The organism is Pseudomonas sp. KH_040, assembly GCF_057839305.1.
The window spans coordinates 4946886-4971645 of the sequence record NZ_CM174487.1; the positions used below are offsets into that span (position 1 = coordinate 4946886).

A 24760-nucleotide genomic window follows, 5' to 3' on the forward strand; every position below is an offset into this window, starting at 1 on the left:
GTCAGCACTATCCAATGGCTGTTTATGTGCCCATGCGTTGCAGTGATAAAACCAGCCCGGTGATCATCACTGCACTGGATCGGCGTGCATTCGCCGCATCAGCCAACCTTGCGCCAATGCCGGCGAAGGTCTATCAACAAAGCTTCATTCCGTTCGAGTGCCTGTCATGACCAACCAGACCAATCGCCAGTTCCTGCTCGCCAAACGCCCGGTGGGCGCGGCAACCCGCGAGACCTTCACCTATCAGGAAGTCCCGGTGGGTGAACCGGCGGCGGGGCAGATTCTGGTCAAGAACGAATACCTGTCCCTCGACCCGGCCATGCGTGGCTGGATGAACGAAGGCAAGTCCTACATCCCGCCGGTCGGTATCGGCGAAGTCATGCGCGCGTTGGGTGTAGGCAAAGTCGTTGCTTCGAACAATCCGGGATTCGCCATCGGGGACTACGTCAACGGCGCCATTGGCGTGCAGGATTATTTCCTCGGTGAGCCAAGAGGTTTCTACAAAGTCGATCCGAAACTGGCACCGCTGCCGGTGTATCTGTCGGCACTGGGCATGACTGGCATGACCGCCTATTTCGCCCTGCTGGATGTCGGTGCACCGAAGGCCGGCGACACCGTTGTGCTGTCCGGTGCGGCGGGCGCAGTGGGCAGCATTGCCGGGCAGATCGCCAAGATCAAAGGTTGCCGAGTGGTTGGCATTGCCGGCGGTGCCGACAAGTGCAAATTCCTCATTGATGAACTGGGCTTCGACGGCGCCATCGACTACAAGTCCGAAGACGTTGTAGCCGGGCTTAAACGCGAATGCCCGAAAGGCGTCGACGTCTATTTCGACAACGTTGGCGGCGACATCCTCGATGCGGTGTTGAGTCGTCTTAACATGAAAGCGCGCGTGGTGATCTGCGGCGCGATCAGCCAGTACAACAACAAGGAAGCGGTCAAAGGCCCGGCCAACTACCTGTCGCTGCTGGTCAATCGCGCGCGGATGGAAGGTTTTGTGGTGATGGACTATGCCGCGCAATACGCCAGCGCCGCGCAGGAAATGGCCGGCTGGATGGCCAAGGGGCAGCTCAAGAGCAAGGAAGATATCGTCGAAGGCCTGGAGACGTTCCCGGAGACGCTGATGAAATTGTTCAGCGGCGAGAACTTCGGCAAGTTGGTGTTGAAGGTTTAAACTCACCACAAAACAAAGGTAGGAGTGAGCCTGCTCGCGATAGCGGTGTGTCAGTCAACATTAACGTTGTTTGACACACCGCTATCGCGAGCAGGCTCACTCCTACAGGGTTTCGCGGGGTCTGATCAGGCGATTTCGGCTACAACCGAAGCCAACGCCTTGGCCGGATCCGCCGCCTGGCTGATCGGACGGCCAATCACCAGATAATCGGAACCGGCATCCAGCGCCTGACGCGGGGTCAGAATGCGGCGCTGATCGTCCTGCGCGCTGCCCGCCGGACGAATCCCCGGGGTCACCAGTTGCAGCGACGGATGCGCGGTTTTCAGTGCCGTGGCTTCCAGCGCCGAGCACACCAGACCGTCCATGCCAGCCTTCTCGGCCAGTGCAGCCAGACGCAGCACTTGTTCCTGCGGTTCGATATCCAGACCGATACCGGCCAGGTCTTCACGCTCCATGCTGGTCAGCACGGTCACGCCGATCAGCAACGGCTGCGGGCCGCTGCGCTTGTCCAGCTCTTCACGGCAAGCGGCCATCATGCGCATACCACCGGAGCAATGCACGTTGACCATCCACACGCCCATCTCGGCGGCGGCTTTCACGGCCATCGCGGTGGTGTTGGGAATGTCATGGAATTTCAGGTCGAGGAATACTTCAAAACCCTTGTCACGCAGGGTGCCGACAATTTCGGCGGCGCAACTGGTGAACAGTTCCTTGCCCACTTTGACCCGGCACAGTTTCGGGTCCAACTGGTCGGCCAGCTTCAGTGCGGCGTCACGGGTAGGGAAATCCAGGGCGACGATGATAGGAGTCTGGCAGGCGGACATGAATGGGCTCTCAGGCAGGTCGAAATCGGCGCGCATTGTAGCGGAACCGGCAGCGGCGCGGCACCCGATGATCGGTAAATCGTCGCACCAACCGTGATCAGCATAGCGCTCGCTGCTATTGTGTCGACTCCGATACACAGCCGACACGCCAGCAACAAGCATCCGCGCTAGCCTCGCCAGCCGCAACACGTCCTTACATCAGCACTTCCCGCCTCGCGGCTGGACGCCTATGCTGAAACCACCACCTCGCAGCCCATCTTTTGTGGTTGGCGGCCTACTGGCAGATGAACAGCCTCATGCACAACACCCAAATGACCGCGACGGATGAGCCTAAAGACGACAAGCGCTGGAGCATTCGCGCGCTGATCGTCGACGATGACGTGCCGATTCGCGAGCTGATGATCGATTACCTCGCCCGCTTCAACATCCACGCCAGCGGCGTCACCGACGGTGCGGCGATGCGTCAGGCGCTGCTGGCCGAGCATTTCGATGTCGTCGTGCTGGACCTGATGCTGCCCGGCGAAGACGGCTTGTCGCTGTGCCGCTGGCTGCGCGCTGAATCGGACATCCCGATCCTGATGCTCACCGCTCGCTGCGAACCGACCGACCGCATCATCGGCCTGGAACTGGGCGCCGACGACTACATGGCCAAACCGTTCGAACCGCGCGAACTGGTCGCGCGCATCCAGACCATTCTGCGCCGGGTGCGTGACGACCGCACCGAACAACGCGCCAACATTCGTTTCGACAACTGGCGCCTGAACAGCGTCCTGCGCCAATTGATCGCCGACGATGGTCTGGTGGTGCCGCTGTCCAACGCCGAATTTCGCCTGCTGTGGGTGTTTATCGAACGTCCGCGCCGAGTGCTCAGCCGCGAGCAATTGCTCGACGCAGCCCGGGGTCGCTCGATCGAAGCCTTCGACCGCAGCATTGATTTGCTGGTCTCGCGCCTGCGGCAGAAACTCGGCGATGACCCGAAAGCCCCACAGTTGATCAAAACCGTGCGCGGTGAGGGTTACCTGTTCGACGCGCGAGACATCGGCTGATGCGGGCGCGCTTCGACACGCTGTTCGGGCGCCTGTTTGGCGTGCTGTTCGTGGCGATCGTCCTCGCGCACCTGCTGGCTTTCACCTGGTTCCGTCTCTACGGCCCGCCTCCGCCTCCGCCGCCTCCGGAGTTCTCCCAAGGCGCCAACGGCCAAGCAATGGCGCAAGACCCGCGCTACCCGCCACGGCCACCGCGTCCGTGGTTTGGTGGCCCGGTGGTGCCACTGACCTTTCAGTTCATCACGCTGATGATCGCGGCCTGGTACGGCGCCAAACTGCTCAGTCGCCCGATCCAGCGCCTGAGCAACGCCGCCGAACGCCTCAGCGAAGACCTCGACAGCCCGCCACTCGACGAGTCCGGCCCACGGGAAGCACGACAAGCCGCCTACACCTTCAACCTGATGCAGCGGCGCATTCGCGAACAGGTGCAGCAGCGCGCACGAATGCTCGGTGCCGTGTCCCACGACCTGCGCACACCGCTGTCACGCCTGAAACTGCGCTTGGAAAACATCAGCGATGAAAAGCTGCAAGGCCAGATGCGTCAGGACCTGGACGACATGATCGGCATGCTCGACGCCACCCTCACCTACCTGCACGAACAGCGCACCAGCGAAGCCTTGCAGTTGATGGATGTGCAGGCGCTGGTCGAATCGCTGTGCGAAAACGCTCAGGACCAGGGCGCCGACGTGCAGGTCAGCGGCCACTGCGCGCCGTTGCCGGTGCAGCCGATGGCGCTGCGTTCGTGCATCAACAACCTCATGGACAACGCCCTGCGTTATGCCGGCCAGGCGCGCATCGAGTTACAAGATCAACGCGAGCAACTGCTGATCCACGTGATCGACCATGGCCCGGGGATTGCCGAGGACAAACGTGAAGCGGTGTTCGAGCCGTTTTATCGGCTGGAAGGTTCGCGCAATCGTAACTCCGGCGGTGTGGGGCTGGGCATGACCATTGCCCGCGAGGCGGCGCAGCGTTTGGGTGGGCAGCTCAATCTCGAAGAAACCCCGGGCGGCGGCCTTACCGCCATCATTCGCCTGCCGCGCACCTGAAAACACCACCGCCCAATGTGGGAGCGGGCCTGCTCGCGAAGGCGTCATCTGATCCAACATCTCTTTTGGATGTACCGGCCTCTTCCCGAGCAGGCTCGCTCCCACAGAGTTCGGCGGTGTTCATTCTGCCGTGTGTACCCACCGGTACAAACCCCACATACCCCCGACAACTTGCGCCCTGAGGCTGCATAAGCCGGTACACCCACCGGTTTGCCATTCCAGGGAGTGAGTCCGATGATCGGTAGCGTCAGCAACTACACAAGCTATACCAGCACCAGCAGCACCTCCACGCAAAACGCGCGCAGCCAGCAACTGCAAAAAGAACTGTTCGCCAAACTCGACAGCAACGGCGACAGCGCGGTGGATCAGGACGAACTGAAAAGCGCCCTGTCGCAGAAGTCCGACGACGGCCTGCTGGTCAACCTGAGCAAACAGTTCGGTGATCTGGACAGCGACGCCAGCGGCAGCCTCAGCGCCGAAGAAATGACCGCCATGGCGCCGCCTCCGCCACCGCCACACGATCAAGCTCCGGACACCGATCTCGCCGACGCCCTGATCAGCGCCCTCGACACCGATGGCGACGGCGCCATCAGCAGCGACGAACTGAGCAGCGGCCTGACCAGCGCCGGCAGCAGCGCCGACAGCAACGAAATCTTCTCCGCCCTGGACAAGAACAAGGACGGCACCGTCAGCCAGGACGAACTCACCGCCAGCCTGACCCCACCGCCGCCTCCGCCACCACAAATCAACAGCGACGAACTGTTCAGCCAACTCGACGCCGATGGCGACGGCAGCGTGACCGCGACAGAACTGAACAGCGCATTGCAAACCAGCAACAACAGCACCGCAACGACCAGCACCGACACCAGCGCCGCGCTGCTCAAGGTGCTCGATAGCGACAGCAGCGGCGGCGTGAGCAGTGATGAACTGAAAGCGGCGTTACAGGCTGGGAGAGAACGACCGGAGGAAGAACAGACCGCTTCCACCCAGAGCACCACTGAAGCGCTGAACCGCATGATTGCCAATCTGAGCAAACAGTACTCGCTGGAAAAAACGGCGTCGGTGGGCAAGTATTTGAATGTGGCGACTTGAGTCGACGCCATTATTTGCCACGGACAATCAAAAGCCCCTCACCCTAACCCTCTCCCGTGGGAGAGGGGACTGATCGAGGTGTTTGGGAGAGCTACGCCGACGTGAAACACCGAGTCGTACTCAGATTCTGAAACAGATCAAAATCCCCTCACCCTAGCCCTCTCCCAGAGGGAGAGGGGACTGATCTGAGGTGTTTGGACGAGTTACACCGACGTGAAATACCGAGTTGAACTCAGATTCTGAAACACATCAAAAGCCGAACACCCCACGCTCTTCACCACTCAATAGGCCGAGTGTCCGCTCGCCTGCTTTTGATCTTGATCCACGGGCGACGTCGGAAGGCTGAGTGGAGGGATTGATCCGGGCGTGGGAGCGCAGCGACCGTTTGGCGCAGCCAAACACAGCGAGAGGAGGTGCAGCGAAGCAAACCGGAGACGCTGCGCCCGGATCGATCCCGCAGCGAAGGAACCCCGAGCCCCAGCGAGCGGGCCGCACGTAGGAGCAAGCCTTTTTGGTTACTTTTTCGGCGTCTGGAAAAAGTGACCCGCCGTAAGGGCGGAACCCTAAGCCGCCGTTACCGCAGCAACGGATATTCACCCAAAACCCCAAACCCAAAACCCAAAACCCAAAACCGCTAGCGCCGCTCCTCAACCCGAGACTGACTCTTACTCCAATCCGTCAACAAACTATAAGCCACCGCCAACAACGTAGGCCCGATAAACAACCCGATAAACCCAAACGCAATCAACCCGCCAAACACCCCAAGCAACACAATCACCAACGGCAAATTCCCCCCGCGACTGATCAGATACGGCTTGAGCACGTTGTCCACGCCACTGATGATGAACGTCCCCCAGATCCCGAGAAACACCGCCATCCCATACTCACCTTTCCACGCCAGCCAGGCCGTCGCCGGCACCCACACCAACGGCGGCCCCATCGGAATCAGACTCAGCAGGAAGGTGACAATCCCCAGCACCAGCGCCCCCGGCACCCCGGCAATCAAAAAGCCGATCAACGCCAGAACTGCCTGCGCCGCCGCCGTGCCGATCACCCCGTTGACCACCCGCTGCACCGTGCCGGCCACCAAGTCGATGTAATACCCCGCCCGATCACCGATCAGCCGCTGCAGCAGACTGTGTACAAACGCCGCCAGTCGCGGCCCGTCACGATAGAAAAAGAACACAAAGACAATGCTCAGGGTCAGCTCGAGAATCCCGCCGCCGATCTGCGCACTGCGCGCCAGCAGCCAGTTACCGACCTGCCCCAGATAAGGTTTGATCGACACCATCAGAGCGGCGCCCTGCTGATCGATGCTGTTCCACAGCCCGACCAGACGCTCGCCCACAAACGGCAGAGTCCCCAGCCACACCGGCGCTTCCGGCAGACCGTCGACCTGCACATCCTTGATAAACGCCGTGGCATCGCGCACATGATCCGCCAGGTTGAACCCCAGCCACACCAGCGGCGCGGCCACGAGCAACATCCAGCCCAACGTCAGAATCGCCGCAGCCAAGGATTCACGGCCATTGAGCCAACGGGTCAGCAGGCGCATCAACGGCCAACTGGCAAACGCCAGCACCGCGCCCCAGAACAGCGCCGACCAGAATGGCGCCATCACCCAGAGGCTGGCACCAAACAACACCAGCAGCAGGATCTGCACCAGCAGGCGATCATTATTGAGCATGTAAGGTCTCGAAAAAGTCAGTCAGGCAAAGAGTAGGCGAACACACGGCTCGTGCTCGCCAAAAACAGCTTACCGCAACAGATCGATGCGCAGGCCAGAGCCTTCGACACTGCCGGTTTCCATGCGTGCCGCCCGCACCCCCTGATTGATCAGCGCCTGGCGCCAGGCCTCGGCCTTTGGCCCTGACACCGTTACACGCAACGTCGTGTCGAGATTAAGTCCACGGGAAATCAACCGCAGCCAAGTGTCATCCGGCTCATTCACGCGATCAGGAAAGTCCAGCTCACCGGTGCTTTTGAGCTGACGCAACAAGGTTGCCGAAGTCGGCAGCAACTCACCCAGCGGTGCAACCGCCTCGAACTGTTCGACATGCAGATAGGCTTTGCGATTGCCACGGGTGATGCTGTAAAGCGCCACCAGCGTGTTGTCGCGCGGTGCGGCCAGCCTCAACAACAGATACGCCTGTTGTTCGTCAGCGCCGTACAACTTGGAGTTACCGAACACCTCGTTGGCCCAGAGGCTGCTTTCGCCGCAATCACGCGCCTGACACCAGAACAGCAATTCTGCGTCCTGCTTTTGCAGGGCCTCGCGGGCGGCGGTGAAGGCTTCGGTGGCGGAGTGTTCGGGGGGCAACTCGTAAGTCACCGACGTGATCTGGCCACGAGCAGTGACCTGGCCGTCGAAGCGCAGTTGCCCGCTGATCTTGCGGATCGAGCCCAGCGGATAGATCCGCTCCAGTTCAACCGGAGGGCGATAGTCGACGATCTGCGCATCGGCCAGACGCGGCACGATCTGCAGATCCTGGCTGCCCGGCACATCGGCGGCGAACGAAACGGTACTGAAACAGCACAGTGCCAACAGACTGAGTGACCGTATAGTCAGGCTCATCGGATCGGTAATGCTGGATGATTCGAGGTCGCAGCGGTGTAGAAATCCATCGTGGTTGTCTCCCATTTCAACCCGCCCAGCCTCGACAGTTGCCCGCAGCAAGTCAAGGAATGGCGAAGAACCGATTGAAACAGTCTGCGACAAGGTCGGCCCCGGCCTCATCGTTCAGGTGCAAATGGTGCCCGCCCGCCAACTGTTCCCGACTGAAGGGTAGACGCTCCAGCAACTCGGGATGTTTAGCCAGCATGCCGTCAGCCGCGACCACCAGATGCGCCGGGCAACTGACCCGCAGCGCGAAAGCCATTGCCTGTTCCTCGGTCAGGCGCAGCGGTGATGGCAGGGTCAGTCGATTGTCGGTGCGCCAGGTGTAGCCGCCCGGAACCGGCATCAATCCGCGCTGAGCCAACAACTCGGCGGCTTCTCGACTGACCGCGACCAGCCCCTTCATCCGCGCTTCGATGGCACGGTCGAGGGTGTTGTAGACCGGTTTGCGTTTGTCGCGCAGATCCAGTTGCGCTTGCAGGGCCATGCCCATGCGCTCGGCGGCGTTTTCGCCTTTGTCTGTAGGAGGAATCACGCCGTCAATCAGTGCCAGATGACTGATGCGTTCCGGTAACGAACCCGCCAACACCATCGAGACAATGGCGCCCATCGAATGCCCGAGCAGGCCGAATCGCTTCCAACCAAGTTGCTCGGCGACCTGCAGCACGTCATGGGCGTAATCCCACAGCGCATAGCCGGCGCCATTCGGTCGGTGCCCGGAATGCCCGTGCCCGGCCATGTCCAGCGCGATGATGCGCAAGCCTTTGAGCTTCGGCGCCAAACGGGCAAAGCTGTTGGCGTTGTCGAGCCAGCCATGCAGCGCGATCACCGGCACACCGTCCTCGGGCCCGAACAAATGCGCGGCCAGTTCGATATGCGGCAGGCTCAGGCGGACTTCTTCGAAGGGCGGGCTCATGCGCAATCCTTGTCCTGGCGTTTTTCCCAACGGGTAAACAGGTTCTTCAACAACCGTGCGGTGTCCTGCGGGCGCTCAAGCGGGAACATGTGCCCGCCGGGCATGCTCAACGCCTCGCCTTGGGCCAGACGCGAAACGAAACGGGTGTGATGACGCATGACCACACGACTCTTGTGCCCGCGCACCACCGCCAGCGGCACCTGCAATTGCCGGGTGCGGCCAGGACTGGTGTGCGGCACGCCGCGATAGATGCTGATCTCGGTGGCCGGGTCGAAACGCAGGCGCAGTTTGTCGCCGACCTGATGCAAACCGTGTTGCAGGTAGGCATCGAAGCATTCCGGATCGAAACCACGGAACAGTGTCTTGCCAGCAAAATAGCTGCGCGCACTGTCGAGGTCGGCGAACTCTTCCCGCCGGCCCAGGGTGCGGCCCGCCGGGGTCAGTCTGTCGATGAAGCCAAAACGCTTGGCGGCACGGATCACCCACTGATCAGTGCGAGTCAACACGGGTGAATCAAGCATCACCACACCGCGATACAGCTCAGGGCAACGTAGCGCCGCGTGCAGGTGCAACACCCCGCCAAAGGAGTGGCCAACGCCCCACACTGGTTGATCCTGTTGCTGCAAATGGTGGATCAACTCATCGACAAGGTTGTACCAGTTGTCGTCCGCCGGGAAACGCGGGTCATGGGCATGCTGCTCCAGATGCGCAACCCGGTACTCAGGCGCCAGCGCCGCGAACAACTTGCCATAGGTGCCCGAGGGAAATCCGTTGGCGTGGGCGAAAAAGATCGGTTGCGACATGCTGGGTAAATCCATGAGCGGGAAACGTGGCGTTGATTGTCCGTAAGACCGCGTCCAGGAGCAATGACCGTAACTGCCAGGAATGGTGGCGATGTTGTTTTATTCATAAGCGCAGATTGCACCAGTCGTCGCAAACTTCGCTCAACTGTAATTTCTGACAGTTGACCGTTCGGCCCCGTTGCCGAATAACTGAGTCCGGTTCACTGGCTACGGAATGTGACATTCATGCACGCTTACACGCCGACCGTTTCTGTGACGGATCCACGCAGGCTGAACATTGCTACGGTGTCCTATTGCCGTGACACACACGCTGCGGTGGTCGAAGCGCGAATCTACCGCCAGCGCTACGACGCTGTCGCTCGTCTGACTGATGTCTACGATCCTCGCTTGCACGCCCTGCAAGCGCGCGAGCCAAATGCTGCACCGAACATGAAACTGCGTTCCAGCCTCACTGGAGCGCTCCTTGGCAGCGAATGTGTTGACGGGACTAGTCAACTGACCTTGCCAGGGGCAGCCGGTCAACGCCTGATCGACTGGGACGGCCTGCTGACCCAAACGCAGACCCGCTACGACTTGATGCTGCGTCCGGTCAGTGCCATCGAACAGACCTGTGGGGGGAATGCCAGAAACAGCACATTTTTCACTTACGGTGACAGTACGCCAGCGACTGCAGGGCGCAACCAGTGTGGGCGAGTTGTTCGCCATGACGACAGTGCCGGTACTGAATTCTTTCCGCACTACGCCCTGAGCGGTGTCCCGATCGCGTGTGTTCAACATTTCCTTGACCAACTCGATGAACCTGACTGGCCGGAAACCGAGCCACAGAGAGACCTGCTACATGAAACCGGTCACGGCGCAGCAACCCATTTCAGCCTCAACGCGTTGGGGGAGGTGATCAGCCAGCAAGACGCAATGGGCAACCTGAAGCGGCTACAACTGAACATTGCCGGACAACTGAAACAGATCAGTCTGAAAATCGCGGGAGATACGCAAGACCACTTATTACTGCTCGACATCCAGTACAACCCCGACAATCAGATTGTGCGCCAAGTGGCCGCCAACGGCGTGATCAGTCAGAACCTTTACGATCCGCAAAATGGTCGACTCGAGCAAATCAGTGCCGAGACATTCGCCAGGCCCAATCTGCAAAAACTGGTTTATCGCTATGATCCGGTGGGCAATATCCTCAGCATCCAGGACATGGCACAACGCACGCGCTTCTTTCGCAACCAGAAGATCGAACCGCTCAGTACCTTTACTTACGACAGCCTGTACCAATTGATTTCAGCCACTGGCTGGCAACGAAGCAACACGTCGAATGGCCCCGCAGCCCCCGTCTTCACCTCCCCGCCAGACTCCGCGCAACTGGAAAACTACTGTGAGACGTACACGTACGATGCTGCCGGCAATCTCACGATGCTGGTGCACAACGCGGTCAGCCAGAGCTGGACACAGCGTACGGCGATCTCGCGGTACAGCAATCGGGGACTTGAACAATCCGACGATGGAACGCTGCCCGACGAGCCTGAAATCGCCGCCGCATTTGATGCCAATGGCAACCGCAAAACTCTGCAGCCCGGGCAGCTATTGCAGTGGAACGCTGGCAGGCGATTGAGTCAGGTTGATCAAGTCATACGCCAACATGCTGCGAATGACTGCGAACGCTACGTGTACAACGGTGCCGGCCAGCGCAAGCGCAAGGTTCGTCTCGTATACATGGAGGGCATCGCGCAACGGCATCAAACGCGCTACTTGCCAGAGCTGGAAATACGCGAGTCGCCCGACGAAGCCCTGCATGTCATTTCAGTGCAAGCGGGACGCTGTGCGGTTGAGGTTCTGCATTGGCCCGGCAAAGGTGTGGCAGCCAATCAATACCACTACAGCTTCAGCAATCATCTGGGCTCGAGCATGCTGGTGTTGGACCATCAGGGAGACACCGTCAGTGAGGAACACTATTTCCCCTACGGTGGTACTTCCTGGTGGGCGGGCCCCGATCAGGTTCAAGCGAGCTACAAGACCCGTCGCTACGCAGGCCAGGAGCGCGATGCCACAGGACTTTATTACTATGGACAACGCTTCTACGCACCTTGGTTGATGCGCTGGATCAGTCCCGATCCGGCCGGTATCGCCGATGGTCTGAACCTGTTTTTGATGGTACGCGGCAATCCTGTCAGGTTCGTCGACAGACAGGGACTGGCGGGGGTCGATACCGCCAGGGCAGCGGGCGCGACAGCCGCTCGAGAGTTTTTCAGCGCAGCCGTTGGCTCGGCTGTCCAGGCGGCTTTCGTGGGCTTCTTGCCGGCGGCGAACACGGCGGTGACGATTGGCGGTGCGGTGGCCGGCGCCATTTCGGGCGGCATCAGTGGTTACGCCGGGTCCAACTGGGCGCAAAGTTCAATGTCCATCGACGACCCGGGAAACTGGGGGCCGCTGGCGGCAAAAATCGGTGGCGCCGCATTGGGTGCGGCGTTGGGTGCCGCGCCTTCCTTGCTCGGCATACTCGATCCAAGAGGCAATACTGCGGCTGCCAATCAGATTGGCGGCGCATTCGGTACGGTGTTTCGTGAGATGTCGGCCCAGTACCTCGCCAATGTCGGCCAAAGCAATCCCTCCATCGGCCGTGTCGACCTGGCCACGGGAGCGGCCAGTGTCGGGGCAGCAGGGTTGGCAGCAGGCGCCACCGGTTTCGCAGGTTCAGTGCTGTTAGGCACGGATGTGACCGGAAACGTTCTGCAGTCGATTCTTTCTGTCTCGGCGGTGACGGCCACCAGCGCTGCCGGCGCCTCTGTTGTAAGAGGGATGCGCGGCACGCCGGCCAGGCCTTCGAGCAACAGCGATCCAACCTTCAACCCCGACAACGCCTTGATAGGCTTCAGCACCCGCCACTTCTTCATGTCTCTAGGGCAAATCGCCAACCTGGCGGTTGCACAAATTCCCGGATACGACGCCCTGGACGTACACACTCGAACAGCGGTGAACCGGGCAGTCATGAGCGCCGTCGGCGATATACGCTCGACGTTTGTCACAATTGCAACGCCCGGTTTAAGCGCAGAACTGGGCCGAACCTCCTGGGACCTTGAGAGGAATCAGGTCGGCGCCGACATCCGTCGAGAAAGTCCGCCGATTTCGAGCAATGCAGATTTTGACCCCGCCGCCACTGAAGTCTTGCATTTCGTCAGTGAAACGGGGCCGGGACAACGAAAATACTCCCGATCACAACTGAACTTCTGAGCGCGTTAGCGCGGTTGAGAGCAGCCATCGCCATCAACGTGCCGGCGGCTGCTCACCCAGCGGTACCACGGCCATGGTCAGCCGCGACACACAACTGGCCTTGCCTTCATCGCTGGTCAAACGGATATCCCATACATGGGTGGTGCGACCAATGTGAATCGGTTTGGCCACCGCCGTCACCCGGCCACTGCGCAAGCCGCGCAAATGGTTGGCGTTGATCTCGAGGCCGACGCAATAAAACTTGCTGGCGTCGATGCACAGATAGCTGGCCATCGAACCGACGGTTTCCGCCAGCACCACCGATGCGCCACCGTGCAGTAAGCCGTAGGGCTGATGGGTGCGATGGTCGATGACCATGCTCGCAGTCAGCGATTCTTCGTCGAACGCTTCGAAGCGGATGTCCAGCACTTCGCCGATGGTGTTTTTCTGGATCGCGTTCAACTGCTCGATGTTGGGGGCGGTACGCCACAAGCTCATCGCAGACTTCCTTTGTTGTTTTAGTGGTCGCTCAATCCTGCCACAGCACCGCCTCGCTGCGCTCGCTCCATTCTTCGAAACGCGCGCCATAGGTGTCTTCGATGACGTTGCGCTTGATCTTCAGCGTCGGCGTGAGGAAGCCGTTTTCCACCGCCCAACTGTCCTTGACCACCACCAATCGGCGCAGGCGTTCATGCTTGTCGAGTACGGCGTTGACCTCTTCCAGCAGTTTCTCAAGGCTCGAATGCAGACTCGCCCGGCCCTCCTCCTGATTGACCGTCGACAGCACACACAACCCCAGCGGTGCACTCAAACCGTCACCGACCACGCAGACCTGTTCGATGCGCGAATGCACGGCCAGACGATTTTCGATCGGCGCCGGGGCGACGTATTTGCCCTTACTGGTCTTGAAGATTTCCTTGAGTCGGCCAGTCAGGCGCAGGCGCCCTTCGGCATCCTGCTCGCCCTTGTCGCCGGTGCGCAGAAAGCCGTCCTCGGTCAGGGTCTCGGCGGTCTTCTGCGGTTCCTTGAAGTAGCCGAGCATGTTCGCCTGACTGCGCACCTGCACCTCGCCCGACTCATCAATGCGCACCTCGACTTCCGGGCACGGTTTGCCGATCCAGCCCTGTTTGTATTGCCCCGGCAGGCAGATGTGCGAGTAACCGCAGCCCTCGGTCATGCCATAGACCTCCAGCACATCAAGGCCAAGTTTGCGATACCAGGCGAGCAACGTCTGCGGCACAGGCGCGGCGCCGGACAGCGCCACACGCAAGGCATCCAGCCCCAGTCCCGCCAGCACTTTGTGCCCGACACGTTTGCCAATGAACGGCAGGCCGAGGAGAAAATCCAGACGCTTCGCCGGGATCTTGCTGTACACACCCATCTGGAATTTGGTCCAGATGCGCGGCACGCCGAACATCGCGGTTGGCCGAGCTCGCTGCAGATCGGTGATAAAGGTCTCAAGGCTTTCGGCAAAGAACACCGTTTGCCCGGTATAGATCGAGGCCAGCTCAACGAACATCCGCTCGGCAACGTGGCACAGCGGCAGGTACGACAGCAGCCGGTCGTTCTCGTTGAGACCAAACAGTTGCGTGCCGCGCGTGGTGGCGAAGCCGAGATTGGCGAAACTGTGCATCACCCCTTTGGGCAGGCCAGTGGTGCCGGAGGTATAGATGATCGTCGCCAGTTGCTCGGCAGCCGGGCGAGGATCGTCCTGAATCGGTGAGCTGCGCTGCAAGTCTGCCCAACTGAAATCGAACTCCCCGGGCGGATGCAGCGGCAGGCTGATGGTCGGCAGATCGGCCGGCACGCCTTTGGCCATGCCCGGCCAATCGTCGAGTTTGCCGATGAAGGCGAGGACACTTTCCGAGTGATTGAGTACTTGCGCGACGGAGTCGGCGGTCAGGTTGGGGTACAACGGGACGGAGACGTGCCCGGCCATCCAGATCGCCAGGTCGGCGATGATCCAGTGTGCACAGTTTTTCGAGATCAGGGCGATGTGGCTGCCTTGTGGCAACTCGCGGGCGCGCAACCAATGTGCGGCGCAGCGGGCCTGATGGCCGACGTCGGCCCAACTCAGCGTCTCGACCTGGCCGCCGCCGATGGGCTGCACGAGGAAGCGCTGGCGCGGATGGCGGGCTTCACGCTCGTAGAACACGTCCAGCGGCAAACGGAAGGCGGCAGACATGCGACTCGCTCCTGTTTTTTGGGTCTGGAGCAAGCGTAGTCAACCAAGCAAGTGCTTGGTTGGAAAATTCAAACAAATAATTTCATGGTGTACGCCGAAACCAATGTGGGAGCGAGCCTGCTCGCGAATGCAGTCTGTCAGACACATAAAGGGTGAATGACACGCCGCTTTCGCGAGCAGGCTCGCTCCCACAAGGGATCAGCGTTACGGGTGCTTGAGGCTGTTGAGGGTCATCGAGCCGATGAGCAACTCTGGGCTTTCCAGCTCTGCCAGGCCGGCGGTGCTGACCTTCTCCGGCGGATACCCGGCGCCATGCTGCAAATAGCTCAGCAAGTTGCCCACCAACGGGTTGTGGCTGACCAGCAGCACGTTGCTCACCGACACCAGTTGATCGGTGACCTTGTCCGGATCAACCTCCGGCGTCAGCCACTCGACCGTGCGAATTTCCGGCTCGAAACCCAGCGTTTCACGAACAATCTGCGCAGTCTGTTGCGCGCGTAAATAAGGGCTGGCGTAAATCGCGGTCAGCGGCTGGCCGATCAAACGGGCGGCGCTGCTCAAGGCCTCTTTGCGACCGTGCTCGGTCAGTTCACGCTCGGAGTCGGGGCACGAGCCGTAAGGCACGGCCTCGCCGTGACGCAATACCCAGAGTTTCATAGCTTGGGTTCCTCATCTCGCACCGGATGTGGCGCCGGGGCAACGGCGTGTGGCGCTTCACCTTCCGGGGTACGTGGCGTTGGCCAGTCGGCGAACGGCCAGGGTTTCTGGTCGCTGTGGAAACTGCCGAAACGCCCGATCTGCGCCAGAAACTGGCTCAGGCTGTCGCCGAAATTCATCAGGCTGGCGCTCGGCGCGCCATAGATCAAACGATAGATCAGTTGCACCAGCACCACCGCGCCGAGGATGAACTGCGCCACTTGCCAGACCAGCACGTAGACGATCATCCACAGCACGCGCAGGAGGATGGATTCGTACTTGGCTTCGGTTTTCGGATCGTTCATGGCTTGCTACTCCCGGCTCACTCAGTTGAAACCGCTGGTGGAAATAAAGTCGACGTCGGTTTTCGGCTCGGCCCGCATCAATAGACCAATCACCTGCTCCAGCGTGCGTCCCTCGAACAGGATCGCGTGCAGCCCGGCGACCAGCGGCATGTACACGCCGACTTCCTGGGACTTGGCCTTGAGCACCTTCAAGGTGTTGACCCCTTCAGCGACTTCACCAAGGCGCGACACCGCTTCGTCGAGGCTCAAGCCCTGACCCAGCGCGAAACCGACTTGATAGTTGCGACTCTTCGGCGACGAACAGGTCACGATCAGATCACCGACACCAGCCAGACCGAGGAAGGTCATCGGGTTCGCGCCCTGATTCACGGCAAAGCGGGTCATCTCGGCGAGGGCACGGGTGATCAGCATGCTCTTGGTGTTCTCGCCCATCTCCAGCGCCACCGCCATGCCGGCGATGATCGCGTAGACGTTTTTCAACGCCCCGCCCAACTCGACACCGAAACGGTCAGCGCTAGCGTAAACGCGGAAGGTGCGACCGTGCAGCGCGGCTTGCACGGCTTTGCACAGTTCTTCGTCCTCACTGGCGACCACGGTAGCGGTCAGCGCGTGCTCGGCGATCTCGCGCGCCAGGTTCGGCCCGGACAACACGCCGATGCGCGCCTGCGGGGCGATTTCTTCGAGAATCTGGCTCATCAGCTTGAAGGTCTGCGCTTCGATGCCTTTGGTCAGGCTGACCAGCATCTTGCCGCTCAACCGCTCGGCGTGGGCGGCGAGTACCGTGCGCAGCGCGCTGGACGGCAGCGCGACGAAGCACAAATCACAGGCGTCGAGGGTTTCCTGCAGGTCGGTGACGGCGGTCACACCCGGGAGAATCTTGATGCCTTTGAGGTAACGCGGGTTTTCGCGATTGACCCGAATGGCCTCGGCCTGCTCGGGGTCACGCATCCACTGCCGGACTTGATGGCCGTTCTCGGCCAATAGATTGGCCACGGCGGTACCAAAACTTCCGCCTCCCAGGACCGCAATCGGGCGCTGTTCAGTCATATGCAATCCGTTAATCCATACCAGTGGCGATGGCGGCATTATACGGGGCGGCCCACGCGCGGCCAGCCCCTGCATCAATTACCGACACTTGTAGGAAGAAGACCAACAAAACCTAGGAAAATGCCTGCAACGTGACTGGAAAAGTCGCTGTCCTCGGTTAACATGCGCGCCAATTCTTCGCTATCAAGGTTGTGTCGTGTCTTTTGGCTCTGCGTCCCCGCGTTCGTCCGTTTTACTGGCGCTGCTGTTTAGCCCGGTAGTGCTGGCGGACGACCTGTTCCTGGACAACGAAGCACTGCCGCAGGTGCTGACGGCCACGCGCCTGAAACAGACGCCGGCAGAAGTGCCGGGGAGCATGACCGTCATCGACAGCGAATTGATCAACGCCAGCGGCGCGCGCGATATCAGTGAACTGCTGCGGCTGGTGCCGGGGATGATGGTCGGCAACATCAGCGGCAATCAGGCGGCGGTCAATTACCACGGCACCAACGCCAGCGAAGCACGGCGCATGCAAGTGCTGATCGACGGCCGTTCGGTCTATCGCGCAGGCTTGTCCACGGTGGACTGGAGCGATATTCCGGTGGCCATGGAAGACATCGAGCGCATCGAAGTCTTTCGCGGCCCGAACACCGTCAGCTACGGCGCCAATGCGCTGATGGCGGTGGTCAACATCATCACCCGCCACCCGGCCGACAGCCACGGCACACGGTTGAAGTACACCCGTGGCCAGCGCGGCATCAATGACTTTTATGCCAGCCAGGGCACCGGCTGGAATGGCGGTGACTTGCGCCTGTCGTTGTCCGGGCAGGAAGACGACGGCTTCGACAGCGATCGCAGCGGAGCCGATTACCGTGACAGCCGCCGCTTGAACCGTTTCAGTCTCGCGGTCAGTCACACCCTCAGCGACAACCAGAGCCTCGATTGGCAGGTCAACGCCAAGGACGGCAGCAACCAGCGGCCTTACACCTACCGCCCGGTTTTCTCCGGGATTACCGCCGCTGGGAACAATTCCGACGTGGTCGCCAAGGATTACGCCGGCTCGGTGCGCTGGAACCTCGACATCAATCCCGAACACAGCCTTTATATACAAGGCTCGGCGCAACACTGGGATCGTCAGCAAACCTGGCGCGCCTGCGATGCCGAGGTATCGTTCAGCCCCGAACTGACGCAGTTGTGGCAACTCAACCCGAATTACACCGAACGTCTGGCGCGCAACATCACCCGTTTCACCGGCCCCGGCGCAGCGCCCGGCACCCCGCAGGAAATGGCCCTGGCCAATCAGGTGCTTGATCAATGGCGCAACGGTGCCAGCCGGACCCTGTGCGGCGACATCGACCAGAGCGCCCGCGAATCGCGTTACGACCTCGAATTGCAGGACACCCTCAGCCTGTCCGACAGCCTGCGACTGGTCAGCGGCATGAACTACCGTTACGACCGCGCCGACTCCGAGACTTACTTCAATGGCACGCTGGACGACACCACCTGGCGCGCGTTCGGCCAACTGGAATGGCGCGCCACGGAACACTGGCTGTTGCAGGGCGGCGCGATGTTTGAAAACACGCAACTGACTGGCAGTTCGCTGACCCCGCGATTTGCCGTCAATTACCTGATCAACCCGCGCCACGGCCTGCGTGCGGTGTACTCGGAGGCTATCCGCTCGCCGGACATGTTCGAGAACAACGTCAACTGGAGCTATCAGGTCAGCAACCTGCGGCCCTCGGCCTACGGCCAGTCGTCGGCGCGCTACTTTGTCAAAACGCGTGGCCCGGGCGATCTCGATCAGGAACACATGCGCTCGCGCGAACTGGGTTACAACGGCTATTTCGCCGAGTTGGGCCTGGCCCTGGATGTGAAGCTGTTCTACGACGAGATCACCGGAATGATCAGTGAGCCGCTGCGCAACAACCAATACATCGCGAGCAACGCCAACAGCTCACGGTTTCGCGGCACGGAAACCCAGCTCGACTGGCGCGTGAGCCTCGCCGATCGCCTGCGCTTCACCTACGCCTTTGTCGATGCCGAGGCGAGTAACCCACTGGATCAGCAATTCACCTCGCGCAACAGCGGTTCGGCCGGCTGGCTGCGCGATTGGGGCCACGGCTGGAACAGCGCCCTCTTCTATTACGGCGACAACGCGCTCAACGGCTACCGTTTCGAACGCGTCGACACGCGCATCGCCAAACGCATTGCGCTGGGCAAAGCCCAACTGCAACTGGCCGGCGTGCTGCAACAGCGCCTCGATCATGAGCCGACCACTTTCGTCGACAACAATTACGACGAACGCCGGGTGATGTATTTCAGCGCCGAGCTGGAGTTCTAGGATGCACTACGGGCCGTCACGGAAGCTGCCAACCTTTGGCCACTGGCTGGCCGGGGTGTGTCTGTTTCTGACCGCATGGCTGCATGGCGTGGCGGTGCAGGCGGCCGATATTCTGTTGACCGGCGCCGAGGAAAGTCCTGGCGTGCAAGCGTTCGTGCAGGCACTCAGCGAATTGCGCCCGACCGACAACGTGCGTTTCCAGCCACTGGCCAGTCTGCCGGCACCGGGCAAACTGCCCACCAGCCTGCGCCTGATTCTGCTCGACCTGCCGAGTCTCGACTGGCGTCTGCAAGAACCACAAGGCCCGGCGACACTGGTGCTGCGCATCAGTCGCCTGCAAGCTCGCCAGCGCCTGGGCAACGCGCAACCGGCGCATCTGAGTTTGCTCTGGAGTGATCCGCCGCTGAGCCGACAGTTGCAGTTGATCCGGCGCATTTTGCCCCAGGCCCGGCGGATCGGCGTGCTGTTCGATCAGCACAGTGAATTCCTCCTCAAGGAACTGAATCTCGCCGCCGCGCCGCTGAACCTGCAAGTCGTCAGCCAGCGCTGGGACAACACCCACGACAGCCGCCCGCTGCAAACCGTGCTGAAAAACAGCGACGTGCTGCTCGGGCTCGACGACCCCGATCTGTACAACCCGAAAACCGCGAAAAACCTGCTGCTCAGCAGTTACTCACGGCAAGTCGCACTGGTCGGCCCCAACGTCGCGTTCGTTCGCGCCGGCAGCCTGGCCAGTACGTACAGCGATCAGAACGACTGGCTGGCGATGCTCGATCAATTGCTCGACCAACCGCCGGCCACTTGGCCGCGAACCCTCTACCCCGCACGTTTCAAAGTCTCAAGTAATGCGCAGGTCGCTCGTTCACTGGGTATCGAACCGTTGAATGAAGCGTCTGTCGCCAGCGCGCTGGCTGAAGGAGAACACCGCCCATGAGTTTCCGTCGCCGTTGGGACATCAATACCCGCACCCAGCTGATCAGCCTGGGCCCGGCGTTGTTGCTGACCCTGCTGTTGATCAGTTTTTTCACCTTCGTGCGCATTCAGGATTTGCGTCAGGAGTTGAACCACACCGGCCAACTGATCGCCAACCAACTGGCGCCCGCCACCGAATACGGGGTGATTTCCGGCAACAACGAAGTGCTGGAGAGCCTGCTCAAGGCCACACTGGCCACGCCCAATGTGCGTTTTCTTGAAGTGCAGGACAGCGCCAACCGGATTCTGGTCTACGTCGAACAACCCGCGGCGGCGCACGGTCGACCGCATCAGGTCGAAGTATTTCAGGCACCGGTGCGCCTGCAACGCATCGCCCTGCACAACGATTTCTTCCAGGACGGCAAGGTCAGCAATAGCGGGGCCAGCGAAGATTATCTGGGCCGGGTGATCGTCGGTCTGTCCAACGATGCCTTCAGTCAGCGCCAGCAGGAAATCCTGTTCAAGGCCGCAATTCTCGCGCTGTTCGCCCTGCTCTTCACGTTTGTGTTGGCGCGGCGCCTGGCAGGCAGCTTGTCGCAGCCGATCCGCGATATCGGTGACGCGGTGAAGGCCATTCAGGACGGCGACTACAAAACGCCGCTGCCGATTGTCGATGACACCGAACTCGGCGCGCTGTCGCAGCACATCAATAACCTCGCCCAGGCGCTGGAACAAGCCAGCCGTGAGCAACATCAAGCCATGGCGCAACTGATCCAGACCCGCGAGGAAGCGGAAAAGGCCAACAACGCCAAGTCCGATTTCCTGGCGATGATGAGCCATGAACTGCGCACCCCCATGAACGGTGTGCTGGGCATGCTGCAATTGCTGGAAACCACCGAGATGACCGAGGAGCAGGTCGAGTACGCCGCCCTCGCCTCGGAGTCCACCGAACACCTGCTGAAAGTCATCAACGATATTCTCGACTTCTCGCGCATCGAACGTTCCGAGCTGGAACTGGAGCACATCCCGTTCAACCTCGCTGAACTGATCGGCGCCTGCGCGCAGTCGTTCCAGCACAGCGCAGTGCAACGCGGCCTGGCTCTGAATCTGCGCATCCCGGACGACATGCGCGGTTTGCAGGTGCAGGGCGATCCGACGCGGATCCGGCAGATTCTGGTCAACCTCGTCGGCAATGCGCTGAAGTTTACCGAGCAGGGTCGCGTCAGCATCGAGGCGCAGTGGCAGTCGCTGGATCACGAATTGTTGTGGTTCACCTGCTCGGTGCGCGACAGCGGCATCGGTATTTCGTCAGAAAGCCTGGAGCTGATGTTCAACGCCTTCCAGCAGGCCGACAGCTCGATTTCGCGGCGTTACGGCGGCACCGGTCTCGGTTTGCCGATCGCCCGTACACTGGCCGAACGCATGGGTGGCACCTTGCGCGCGCAGAGCGAAGAAGGTCGTGGCTCGGTGTTCACCCTGGAAATTCCGCTGGCCCTGTATAAGCAGGCGCTGCCGGCACTGACCGCGCCGCGAGCACTGAACGGCAAGGGCCATGGCGAAGGGCGCAATGTCTTGCTGGTCGAAGACAACCCGGTGAATCAGACCGTGATTGAAGCGATGCTGCGCAGTCTGGGCTTTACTGTCAGTGTTGCCAGCGATGGCGCACAAGCCGTGCGCAGCGCCGAGGGCAGCGACTTCGAAGTGATTCTGATGGATTGCCGCTTGCCGATTATCGATGGCTACGAAGCGACACGGCAGATCCGTCTTCTGCCGGGTCGCAGCGAAGTGCCGATCATCGCCCTGACGGCCAACGCCTTGCAGGGTGACCGCGAAACCTGTCTGTCGGCGGGCATGAACGATTATTTGGCGAAGCCGTTCAAACGTAATGATCTGCAGCAGATTCTGCAGCGCTGGGTGTCGTAGTGTGGGCCTTTCGACCATCTGCGACTGGCATGAAAAGCGAAAGTGCGGCAGTCTTAGGCACCCGAACGAGCCTCAAAAGGGGCTTGAATAAAAATTTCAGTGCACAAGTGTACATTCATGTCCTTGGTGCTGTGACTTTCACCACAACGCAATAGTCTATGAGTAGGCTGCCGGTTCGAGGCATGAACGCTTCGAACGGTCGGGAAGATTTGCCCCACCTGCCGCATGGGATTATTGAGGAGCTCGCATGACCAAACAAAACGCCTTTACTCGGGAAGATCTGCTGCGCTGCAGTCGCGGTGAGCTGTTCGGCCCAGGTAACGCGCAACTGCCCGCCCCGAACATGCTGATGGTCGATCGCATCACCCTGATCAGCGAAGAAGGTGGCAAGTACGGCAAAGGTGAATTGGTCGCCGAGCTGGATATCAACCCTGACCTGTGGTTCTTCGCGTGCCATTTCGAAGGTGATCCGGTGATGCCGGGCTGCCTGGGTCTGGACGCCATGTGGCAACTGGTCGGTTTCTTCCTGGGCTGGCAAGGTCTGCCGGGCCGTGGCCGTGCGCTGGGTTCGGGCGAAGTGAAATTCTTCGGTCAAGTGCTGCCGACCGCCAAGAAAGTCACCTACAACATTCATATCAAACGCGTCCTCAAGGGCAAGCTGAACCTGGCCATCGCCGATGGTTCGGTGACTGTCGACGGTCGCGAAATCTACACCGCCGAAGGCCTTCGCGTCGGCGTGTTCACCTCCACTGACAACTTCTAAGGGTTATTCGCATGCGCCGCGTCGTTATCACTGGTCTGGGCATTGTTTCGTGCCTGGGCAATGACAAAGAGACCGTCTCCGCTAACCTGCGTGCAAGCCGCCCTGGCATCCGGTTCAATCCGGAATATGCCGAAATGGGTCTGCGTAGCCAGGTTTCCGGCTCCATCGACCTCAACCTTGAAGAGCTGATCGATCGCAAGATCTATCGCTTCGTCGGCCACGCAGCGGCTTACGCTTACCTGGCCATGAAAGACGCTATCGCTGACTCCGGCCTGACCGAAGAGCAAGTGTCCAACCCGCGTACCGGCCTGATCGCTGGTTCCGGTGGTGCTTCCACGCTGAACCAGATGGAAGCGCTGGACATCCTGCGCGAGAAAGGCGTGAAACGCGTTGGCCCATACCGTGTAACGCGGACCATGAGCAGCACCGTTTCCGCTTGCCTGGCCACGCCATTCAAGATCAAGGGCCTGAACTACTCCATCGCTTCTGCCTGCGCCACCAGTGCTCACTGCATCGGTACGGCCATGGAACAGATCCAGATGGGCAAGCAGGACATCGTCTTCGCCGGTGGCGGTGAAGAAGAGCACTGGAGCCAATCGTTCCTGTTCGACGCCATGGGCGCACTGTCCAGCAAGCGTAACGACACCCCGGAACAGGCTTCCCGTGCCTACGACGCTGACCGTGACGGTTTCGTCATCGCTGGCGGTGGCGGCATGGTCGTGGTTGAAGAGCTGGAACACGCTCTGGCCCGTGGCGCCAAGATCTACGCGGAAATCGTTGGCTACGGCGCGACGTCCGACGGCTACGACATGGTTGCCCCAAGCGGCGAAGGCGCGATCCGCTGCATGCAGATGGCGATGTCCACCGTTGATACCCCGATCGACTACCTGAACACCCACGGCACTTCGACTCCGGTCGGCGACGTCGCGGAAATGAAAGGTGTGCGTGAAGTGTTCGGCGACAAGGCACCTGCGATCAGCTCGACCAAGAGCCTGTCCGGTCACTCCCTGGGCGCCGCCGGCGTTCACGAAGCGATCTACTGCATGCTGATGATGGAAGGCAACTTCATTGCCGGTTCCGCCAACATCGACGAGCTGGACCCGGAAGTGGCCGATCTGCCGGTGCTGACCAAGACCCGCGAGAACGCCACCATCAACACCGTGATGAGCAACAGCTTCGGCTTCGGCGGCACCAACGCCACGCTGGTACTGAAGCGCTGGGAAGGCAAGTAATTCCCCCCGCTTAAGCCACACACAAAAACGCCCCGACTGGTTCGGGGCGTTTTTTTTCGCCTGCAGAAATTAGCCGGAACACCGCTGATCCCTGTGGGAGCTGGCTTGCCAGCGATAGCGGAGTGTCAGGCAACGAAGATGCTTGCTGTGCCGACGTCATCGCTGGCAAGCCAGCTCCCACAGGGATCCAGAGCGTTCTGGAGATGAAACTTCTGTCATGAAACTTACCGCCCTGCGACCGAATGTCGCGGATTACGCGGGCTGCAGCACTGTTGCAAAAAACGCAACAACACCTTGCACAAATCAGCCGTTTACTTAGCAGGCTAACAAATTCTATAACAGAGTCCTGCACACGCCTTGCTGCAGATAACTTGAGATTTGGAGCTAGCAGATGACTGTAAAAGTAACTGAACGCGACGATTCACACATGTCCCACGAAGGCGTAGCCGCCGGTATCCGCATCTGGGATGTGCATCAACAAGACTTGCTGGTTGGCATGTTCCACAACGAGATCGATGCCCACAACTACAAGGCCGAACTGGAAGTGCAAGAACAGCAGCGGGACCTGAAATCCGCCTGATTCAACCACAGCATTGAAAACGACAAACCCCGCCATGAGCGGGGTTTGTCGTTGTTACAGCTTTATCGA

General features: G+C 60.5%; 22 protein-coding genes. 12 read left to right on the forward strand and 10 right to left on the reverse strand.

Annotated elements, in window-relative coordinates:
• Positions 1-14: 14 nt before the first annotated feature.
• Positions 15-170 carry a hypothetical protein gene (locus tag AC3IUF_RS22020; RefSeq protein WP_489279298.1) on the forward strand — a complete coding sequence of 52 codons (156 nt, stop codon included), beginning with the start codon at positions 15-17 and terminating at the stop codon, positions 168-170.
• The gene (locus tag AC3IUF_RS22025) at positions 167-1171 is read left to right on the forward strand and encodes an NADP-dependent oxidoreductase (RefSeq protein WP_489279300.1); all 1005 of its coding nucleotides are present in this window, start codon (positions 167-169) and stop codon (positions 1169-1171) included. The genes AC3IUF_RS22020 and AC3IUF_RS22025 overlap by 4 nt, the downstream gene beginning before the upstream one ends.
• Before the next feature lie 125 nt (positions 1172-1296).
• Here AC3IUF_RS22025 and pyrF read toward each other — a convergent pair whose 3' ends face one another.
• Positions 1297-1995, reverse strand: coding sequence for an orotidine-5'-phosphate decarboxylase (pyrF, locus tag AC3IUF_RS22030; protein ID WP_161986598.1), 699 nt, complete (start codon positions 1993-1995; stop codon positions 1297-1299).
• 296 nt (positions 1996-2291) lie between these two features.
• Between pyrF and AC3IUF_RS22035 the strand changes: the two genes are divergently transcribed.
• The 3 genes from AC3IUF_RS22035 (at position 2292) to xopAW (ending at position 5182) form a co-directional block, all read left to right on the forward strand.
• Entirely contained in the window at positions 2292-3041 is a 750-nt protein-coding gene (locus tag AC3IUF_RS22035) for a response regulator (protein ID WP_016983639.1), read from the forward strand.
• The gene (locus AC3IUF_RS22040) at positions 3041-4090 is read left to right on the forward strand and encodes a sensor histidine kinase (protein WP_489279301.1); all 1050 of its coding nucleotides are present in this window, start codon (positions 3041-3043) and stop codon (positions 4088-4090) included. The genes AC3IUF_RS22035 and AC3IUF_RS22040 overlap by 1 nt, the downstream gene beginning before the upstream one ends.
• A 234-nt stretch (positions 4091-4324) precedes the next feature.
• The gene (gene xopAW / locus AC3IUF_RS22045) at positions 4325-5182 is read left to right on the forward strand and encodes a XopAW family type III secretion system calcium-binding effector (RefSeq protein ID WP_489279302.1); all 858 of its coding nucleotides are present in this window, start codon (positions 4325-4327) and stop codon (positions 5180-5182) included.
• 634 nt (positions 5183-5816) lie between these two features.
• Here the strand turns inward: xopAW and AC3IUF_RS22050 are convergent.
• From AC3IUF_RS22050 to AC3IUF_RS22065, 4 genes are all read right to left on the reverse strand, one after another.
• Positions 5817-6869 carry an AI-2E family transporter gene (locus AC3IUF_RS22050; protein WP_007917454.1) on the reverse strand — a complete coding sequence of 351 codons (1053 nt, stop codon included), beginning with the start codon at positions 6867-6869 and terminating at the stop codon, positions 5817-5819.
• A gap of 69 nt (positions 6870-6938) precedes the next feature.
• Positions 6939-7745, reverse strand: a complete 807-nt coding sequence (locus tag AC3IUF_RS22055; protein ID WP_042704990.1) for a DUF4892 domain-containing protein — start codon at positions 7743-7745, stop codon at positions 6939-6941.
• Positions 7746-7860: 115 nt separating this feature from the next.
• Positions 7861-8715 carry an alpha/beta hydrolase gene (locus tag AC3IUF_RS22060; RefSeq protein ID WP_007917457.1) on the reverse strand — a complete coding sequence of 285 codons (855 nt, stop codon included), beginning with the start codon at positions 8713-8715 and terminating at the stop codon, positions 7861-7863.
• Positions 8712-9518, reverse strand: a complete 807-nt coding sequence (locus AC3IUF_RS22065; protein ID WP_007917459.1) for an alpha/beta fold hydrolase — start codon at positions 9516-9518, stop codon at positions 8712-8714. The genes AC3IUF_RS22060 and AC3IUF_RS22065 overlap by 4 nt, the downstream gene beginning before the upstream one ends.
• A 225-nt stretch (positions 9519-9743) precedes the next feature.
• Between AC3IUF_RS22065 and AC3IUF_RS22070 the strand changes: the two genes are divergently transcribed.
• On the forward strand, positions 9744-12749 hold the full coding sequence (locus AC3IUF_RS22070; protein WP_489279304.1) for an RHS repeat domain-containing protein: 3006 nt from the start codon (positions 9744-9746) through the stop codon (positions 12747-12749).
• Between the two features lie 33 nt (positions 12750-12782).
• Here AC3IUF_RS22070 and AC3IUF_RS22075 read toward each other — a convergent pair whose 3' ends face one another.
• The 5 genes from AC3IUF_RS22075 to AC3IUF_RS22095 all read right to left on the reverse strand — a co-directional run bounded on the left by AC3IUF_RS22075 (position 12783) and on the right by AC3IUF_RS22095 (position 16961).
• On the reverse strand, positions 12783-13226 hold the full coding sequence (locus AC3IUF_RS22075) for a hotdog fold thioesterase (protein ID WP_489279306.1): 444 nt from the start codon (positions 13224-13226) through the stop codon (positions 12783-12785).
• Positions 13227-13257: 31 nt separating this feature from the next.
• Positions 13258-14913 carry an AMP-binding protein gene (locus tag AC3IUF_RS22080; RefSeq protein ID WP_007917465.1) on the reverse strand — a complete coding sequence of 552 codons (1656 nt, stop codon included), beginning with the start codon at positions 14911-14913 and terminating at the stop codon, positions 13258-13260.
• Positions 14914-15117: 204 nt separating this feature from the next.
• Complete coding sequence (gene sixA, locus AC3IUF_RS22085) at positions 15118-15570, reverse strand: phosphohistidine phosphatase SixA (RefSeq protein ID WP_095114423.1); 453 nt, start codon at positions 15568-15570, stop codon at positions 15118-15120.
• Positions 15567-15914, reverse strand: coding sequence for a DUF4389 domain-containing protein (locus tag AC3IUF_RS22090; protein ID WP_008087808.1), 348 nt, complete (start codon positions 15912-15914; stop codon positions 15567-15569). The genes sixA and AC3IUF_RS22090 overlap by 4 nt, the downstream gene beginning before the upstream one ends.
• Before the next feature lie 21 nt (positions 15915-15935).
• A complete protein-coding gene (locus AC3IUF_RS22095) occupies positions 15936-16961 on the reverse strand; it encodes an NAD(P)H-dependent glycerol-3-phosphate dehydrogenase (protein WP_090285290.1) in 1026 nt (341 codons plus the stop codon).
• Positions 16962-17157: 196 nt separating this feature from the next.
• Between AC3IUF_RS22095 and AC3IUF_RS22100 the strand changes: the two genes are divergently transcribed.
• The 6 genes from AC3IUF_RS22100 to AC3IUF_RS22125 all read left to right on the forward strand — a co-directional run bounded on the left by AC3IUF_RS22100 (position 17158) and on the right by AC3IUF_RS22125 (position 24691).
• Positions 17158-19281: a TonB-dependent receptor plug domain-containing protein gene (locus AC3IUF_RS22100; protein ID WP_007917469.1), complete on the forward strand. Its 2124-nt coding sequence runs from the start codon at positions 17158-17160 to the stop codon at positions 19279-19281.
• A 1-nt stretch (position 19282) separates the two neighbouring features.
• Positions 19283-20215, forward strand: coding sequence for an ABC transporter substrate-binding protein (locus AC3IUF_RS22105; RefSeq protein ID WP_123376382.1), 933 nt, complete (start codon positions 19283-19285; stop codon positions 20213-20215).
• On the forward strand, positions 20212-22116 hold the full coding sequence (locus AC3IUF_RS22110; RefSeq protein ID WP_123376383.1) for an ATP-binding protein: 1905 nt from the start codon (positions 20212-20214) through the stop codon (positions 22114-22116). The genes AC3IUF_RS22105 and AC3IUF_RS22110 overlap by 4 nt, the downstream gene beginning before the upstream one ends.
• 247 nt (positions 22117-22363) lie before the next feature.
• Positions 22364-22879, forward strand: a complete 516-nt coding sequence (fabA, locus tag AC3IUF_RS22115; protein WP_003227150.1) for a 3-hydroxyacyl-[acyl-carrier-protein] dehydratase FabA — start codon at positions 22364-22366, stop codon at positions 22877-22879.
• An 11-nt stretch (positions 22880-22890) separates the two neighbouring features.
• The gene (gene fabB / locus AC3IUF_RS22120) at positions 22891-24111 is read left to right on the forward strand and encodes a beta-ketoacyl-ACP synthase I (protein WP_003227152.1); all 1221 of its coding nucleotides are present in this window, start codon (positions 22891-22893) and stop codon (positions 24109-24111) included.
• 391 nt (positions 24112-24502) lie between these two features.
• Positions 24503-24691 (forward strand): hypothetical protein, encoded by a 189-nt coding sequence (locus AC3IUF_RS22125; protein WP_007917473.1) that lies wholly within the window; start codon positions 24503-24505, stop codon positions 24689-24691.
• Positions 24692-24760 lie beyond the last annotated feature (69 nt).